The sequence below is a fragment of the Streptomyces sp. SID1328 genome (genome assembly GCF_009865595.1).
In the GTDB taxonomy this organism is placed as follows: Bacteria; Actinomycetota; Actinomycetes; order Streptomycetales; family Streptomycetaceae; genus Streptomyces; species Streptomyces griseoluteus.
Genome location: NZ_WWKH01000797.1, coordinates 1 through 5,190 on the forward strand (window position 1 = coordinate 1; position 5,190 = coordinate 5,190).

At 71.1% G+C, this 5,190-nt stretch carries 4 protein-coding genes; 1 reads left to right on the top strand and 3 read right to left on the bottom strand.

Annotated elements, in window-relative coordinates:
* On the bottom strand, positions 1-1,284 hold a 1,284-nt coding region (locus tag GT030_RS25665; RefSeq protein WP_237522818.1), incomplete at its 3' end, for a cytochrome d ubiquinol oxidase subunit II.
* A complete protein-coding gene (locus GT030_RS25670) occupies positions 1,285-2,724 on the bottom strand; it encodes a cytochrome ubiquinol oxidase subunit I (RefSeq protein WP_161203146.1) in 1,440 nt (479 codons plus the stop codon).
* A 211-nt stretch (positions 2,725-2,935) separates the two neighbouring features.
* Here GT030_RS25670 and GT030_RS25675 point away from each other — a divergent pair, with 211 nt between their 5' ends.
* Complete coding sequence (locus GT030_RS25675) at positions 2,936-3,646, top strand: lysophospholipid acyltransferase family protein (protein WP_161203147.1); 711 nt, start codon at positions 2,936-2,938, stop codon at positions 3,644-3,646.
* A gap of 66 nt (positions 3,647-3,712) precedes the next feature.
* On the opposite strand, the gene GT030_RS25680 is transcribed toward GT030_RS25675, so the two are convergent.
* A partial coding sequence (locus GT030_RS25680; RefSeq protein ID WP_161203148.1) for an alpha/beta hydrolase occupies positions 3,713-5,190 on the bottom strand: 1,478 nt, incomplete at its 5' end.

Sequence of the window (5,190 nt, forward strand, 5' to 3'; positions counted from 1 at the left end):
GTACCAGCGGGCGTCCGGCCGCGTGGCCCGTGCCCCCGCGACCGCCGCCGCCGTGACGGCCCCGGCGCAGAGGGCGTAGGGCACCCAGCGGCGGGGCCGGCTCTGGACGGTGGCGGGGCCGAGCGGTACGGCGGGGGTGCGGTCGCTCTTCGCGCCGGTGCTTCCGGTGCCCTTGGCCAGCGCCGCCCCGGCACCCCGGCCGGCCTTGCCCGCAGCACTGTCGTCGCCCTCGGTCATGCCCTCCCCGCTACCCCGCTCCCCCTCCGTCACGCCGCCCCGAAAGGGCCGGTCGCCCACGCCCACCTCGCCCCGGCTGCTGAGCCGGAACAGCAGCACCAGGGACGGCACGATCAGCAGGCCCGCGACGACCGCGACGCCGACCACGACGGCCAGAGTGGCGTTCGGTGCGGCGGCCTCGGTGATGGAGAGGTGGGTGCCCAGCAGGTACGGCGTCTGGGCCACGCCCCAGCCGACGATGACCAGCGCGACCGCGCCCGCCGCCGCCACCCGGGTGCCGACGGTCCGCCTGGCCCACAGCAGGGCCAGTCCGGCCAGGCCGCCGACGGCCGCGAGGACCACCAGAGGCAGCGCCGGACCGCTGAGGCGGTCGAAGAGGCGCGGCGAGTCGGCATGGAGGACGAAGATGCCGGCGATGCTGACCGCACCGGTGACCGCACCGGCGGCCATCGCCCGGTCCCGGAAGTACCGGTAGAGCTTCTGGTCGTCGCGGTGCAGCGCCTCCACCGTCAGATAGGTGGCCGCGAGGTAGGAGCAGGCCAGGACGGCGAGGATGCCGCCGAGGATGCTGGAGGGGTTGACCCAGCTGGAGATCGCGTCGCCGTCGCCCGCCGTGGGCACGCGGCCGGAGGCCAGGCCGCCCGCGATGGCGCCGAAGCAGTACGGCGTCAGGACCGAGGACAGCGCGAAGGCGGCCCCGTACAGGCGTTGCTCCTCGGTGCGGACGGTGGCCTTGCGGAAGGCGAATCCGGCGCCGCGCAGCACGATGCCGAGCAGGGCGAGGATCAGCGGAAGGTAGAGGGTGGTGGTGATGGCGGCGAAGGCGGGGGGGAAGGCGGTCCACAGGACGACGAGGCAGTAGATCAGCCAGGTGTGGTTGGCCTCCCAGACGGGGGCGAGGGATACGTCGATCAGATGGCGTGGCTCGCGGCCGCGTTTGGCGCCGCCCGCGAGGAGGTCCCAGAAGCCCGCGCCGAAGTCCGCCCCGCCGAGCACCGCGTAGGCGACGACGCCGATGAAGAGGAATGCCGCGACCAGCTCGGCCATTTACAGCACCCTCCCCTCGGAGCGCTCGCGCCGGGAGGCGGGGGTGGCATCGGGGCCGTAGGGGACGGGGACGTTCTCGTCGCCCTGCTTGTGCCAGCGCCGCTTCATCGACAGCAGGACCCAGATGGCGCCGGTGCCGACCGCCGCGTAGAGCACCAGGACCCCGGCGAAGGTGGGCCAGAGGTTGCCCTGGGTGGTCACCGCGTCTCTGGTGCGCAGCAGCCCGACGACGATCCACGGCTGGCGGCCGACCTCGGTGACCACCCAGCCGCTCTCCAGGCTGAGGATCGAGACGATGCCGCACAGGGAGGCGGCGCCCAGGAACCAGCGGTTGGTCTGGAGGGTGTTCCGGCGCTTCCACCACACCCATACGAACCAGGCGGCGACGGCCAGCATCAGCATGGAGGTGCCGACCATGATGTCGAACGCCCAGTGCACGATGTTGACCTGGGCGGTGGTGGGTCTGATGTCGGCCGGGATGGCGTCGAGCCCCTGGATGCGGGTCGACGGTTTGAATCCGGCCAGGATGGAGGCCGCCCAGGGCACCGAGATGCCGTAGCGCGGCTCGCCGTCGATGAGGACGCCGCCGAGGGTCTCGGGGACGTGGGTGCCGGTGGTGGGCAGCAGCTCGATGGCGGCGAACTTGGCGGGTTCGCTGTCGAAGACCTGGCGGGCGATGGTGTCCCCGACGAAGATCTGCACCGGCAGGGCGACGGCGGCGGTGATGAAGCTGATCAGGAAGCCGAGCTTCTGGTAGTGGCCGCGCCGGCCGCGGATCATGCCGACCGCGTAGACGCTGGCCACCACGAATCCGGCCACGATGTAGGCGGCGAGCAGCATGTGCCAGAACTGGAGCCAGAAGGCGTTGTTGAAGAAGACCTCGCCCGGCCGGACGTCGACCACCTTGCCGTTCCGCATGGTGATGCCGCCGGGCTGGTTCATCCAGCTGTTGGCGGCGATGACGGCGCCCGCTCCCCCGATGCTGGCCAGCGCCACCGGCACGCCCGACCAGAAGTGGGCCCACGGGCGCATGCGGTCCCAGCCGTAGATGTAGATGGCCACGAAGATGGCCTCGAGGAAGAAGAACAGGCCCTCGATGGCGAAGGGGAAGCCGAACGCGGCGCCGTAGGTCCCCATCAGCCCCGGCCAGAGCAGACCCAGTTCGAAGGACAGGACCGTTCCGGTGATGGCGCCGACCGCGAAGAGCACGGCGGCCACCTTGGACCAGCGCCGGGCCAGCACCAGAGCGGCCTCGTCGCCCTTGCGCAGGCCCCGGTAGTTGGCCACGAGCATCAGGGAGGTCAGCGCCACGCCGAAGGGCACCAGGATGATGTGGAAGCCCAGCGTGAAGGCCATCTGCTCCCTGGCGGGCAAGAGCTGGTCCGGCTCCGCTGCGGCGGCCAGGAGCAAGGGATACCTGGCCAGGTCGACCGTCAACATGGACGGGCCCTCCTCTTCGCAGGTTCAGCCGCTCGCAGGCTGATCTGTCACTATTTCGCCCAATGTAACGGCTGCGGATGCGAGGTGTTCGGGCCTGTGGACAGAGCCGCCGTACAGGGCCGCTTACGCGAATTCGCCGCGTGCCGAGCATGAGCCCGGTGTCCGGCGGTAACAGGTGTCTGCACAGGCCACTGCGAGCGAGGGGGAGCCGTTGTTCTACCACTTGCTGAAGTACGTGCTGCTGGGCCCGGTGCTCCGACTGGTCTTCCGTCCCCGCATCGAGGGCCTGGACCATGTGCCGGAGTCGGGCGCGGCGATCATCGCCGGGAACCATCTCTCATTCTCCGACCACTTCCTGATGCCCGCCATCCTGAAGCGCCGGATCACCTTCCTCGCCAAGGCGGAGTACTTCACCGGGCCGGGACTGAAGGGCAGGCTGACGGCGTTCTTCTTCCGCAGCGCGGGCCAGATCCCGGTGGACCGCTCGGGCAAGGAGGCGGGGCAGGCGGCGGTCCGCGAGGGGCTGAAGGTGCTGGACCGGGGCGAGCTGCTGGGGATCTACCCCGAGGGCACCCGCTCGCACGACGGGCGCCTGTACAAGGGGAAGGTCGGGGTCGCCGTGATGGCCCTGAAGGCCGGGGCGCCGGTCGTGCCCTGCGCCATGATCGGCACGTTCGAGGCCCAGCCGCCCGGCCGCAAGATTCCGAGGCTGCGCCCGATCACCATCCGCTTCGGCGAGCCGCTGGAGTTCTCCCGCTACGAGGGGATGGAGGACGAGAAGGCGGTCCTGCGGGCCGTCACCGACGAGATCATGTACGCCGTGCTCGAGCTGTCGGGCCAGGAGTACGTGGACCGCTATGCCGCCGAGGTGAAGGCGGAGGCGGAGGCGGCGAAGACCCGCCGGTTCGCCCGGCGGCACTGAGCCGCGGGAACGCCGGAAGGGGCGGCCGGAGATCTCCGGCCGCCCCTTCCCTGTCGCTCCGGACCGTTACGGCTTGGGCGTGGCGTGCGGTGCGCAGCTGACGTCGGAGCTGTCCAGCTCACCGGTCAGCAGGTAGGCGTCGACCCGCTCGTTGACGCACGGGTTGACCAGGCCGGTGACACCGTGGGAGCCGGCGCCCTCCTCGGTGATCAGACGCGAGCCCTTGAAGCGCTGGTGCAGCGAGACGGCGCCCTCGTAGGGAGTGGCCGCGTCCCGCGTGGACTGCACGATCAGCACGGGCGGCAGACCCTTGTGGGTGCCGACCTCGACCGGGTTCTGCTGCTTGGCCGGCCAGGTGGCACAGGGCAGGTTCATCCAGGCGTTCGCCCAGGTCATGAACGGGTAGTCCTTGTTGAGCCGGGTGTTGTCCCGGTCCCAGGTCTGCCAGCTGGTGGGCCACTTGGCGTCGGCGCACTCGACGGCGGTGTAGACCGCGTTGCTGTTCTCCGCGGAGATGTTGCCCGCGGTGTCCGACAGGTCGGGCGCGGCCGCGTCCACGAGCGCCTGGGTGTCACCGGCGACGTACTTGCTGAACACCGTGGCGACCGGCACCCACGAGGAGTCGTAGTACGGGGCGCTCTGGAAGAAGGAGATCAGCTCCGCCGGGCCGACGACTCCGCCGAGCGGGCTCTTCGCGGCGGCGGCGCGCAGCTTGAGCCACTGCTCCTGCACGGCGGCGCGGGTGGTGCCGAGGTGGAAGGCGGCGTCGTTCGCGGCGACCCAGTACTGCCAGTCCTTCCAGCGGCGCTCGAAGGCGATGTCCTGGTTGAGGTTGGCCTGGTACCAGATGTTCTCGCGCGCCGGGTCGACGACGCTGTCCACGATCATCCGGCGGATGTGGCCCGGGAAGAGCGTGCCGTAGACGGCGCCGAGGTAGGTGCCGTAGGAGACGCCCAGGTAGTTGAGCTTCTTCTCGCCGAGCGCGGCCCGGATGACGTCCAGGTCGCGGGCGGTGTTCGGCGTGGTCATGTGCGGCAGCATCGCGCCGCTGTGCTCGGCGCAGCCCTCGGCGTACTCGCGGGCCAGCTTGCGCTGGGCGCGCTTGTCGGCCTCGTCACGGGGCACCGGGTCGGCCTTGGGCGCCTTGACGAACTCCTGCGGGTCGACGCAGGAGATGGGCGCGGAGTGGCCGACGCCGCGCGGGTCGAAGCCCACGAAGTCGTACGCCTTGGCGGTGTTGGTCCACAGCGCGCTCTTGGTGGTGACCCGGCGCGGGAAGCGCAGGCCGGAACCACCGGGGCCGCCGGGGTTGTAGATGAGGGCGCCCTGGCGCTCCTGCTTGGTGCCGGTGTTGCCGATGCGGTCGACGGCGAGCTTGATCTGCTTGCCGTTCGGCTTGGCGTAGTCCAGCGGCACGGAGACCCAGCCGCACTGGATGGGCTTCTCCAGCCCCCAGTCGGCGGGGCAGTCCTGCCAGTCGATGCCGGCCTTGGCGGCGCGCGCGGCGGCCGTGGCGGCGCCGAGGGCCTCGCGGTCCTGGCCCC

Excerpts from the sequence above, each read along its gene's own strand:
- GT030_RS25670 (WP_161203146.1), bottom strand. The coding sequence starts at position 2,724 with ATGTTGACGGTCGACCTGGCCAGGTATCCCTTGCTCCTGGCCGCCGCA.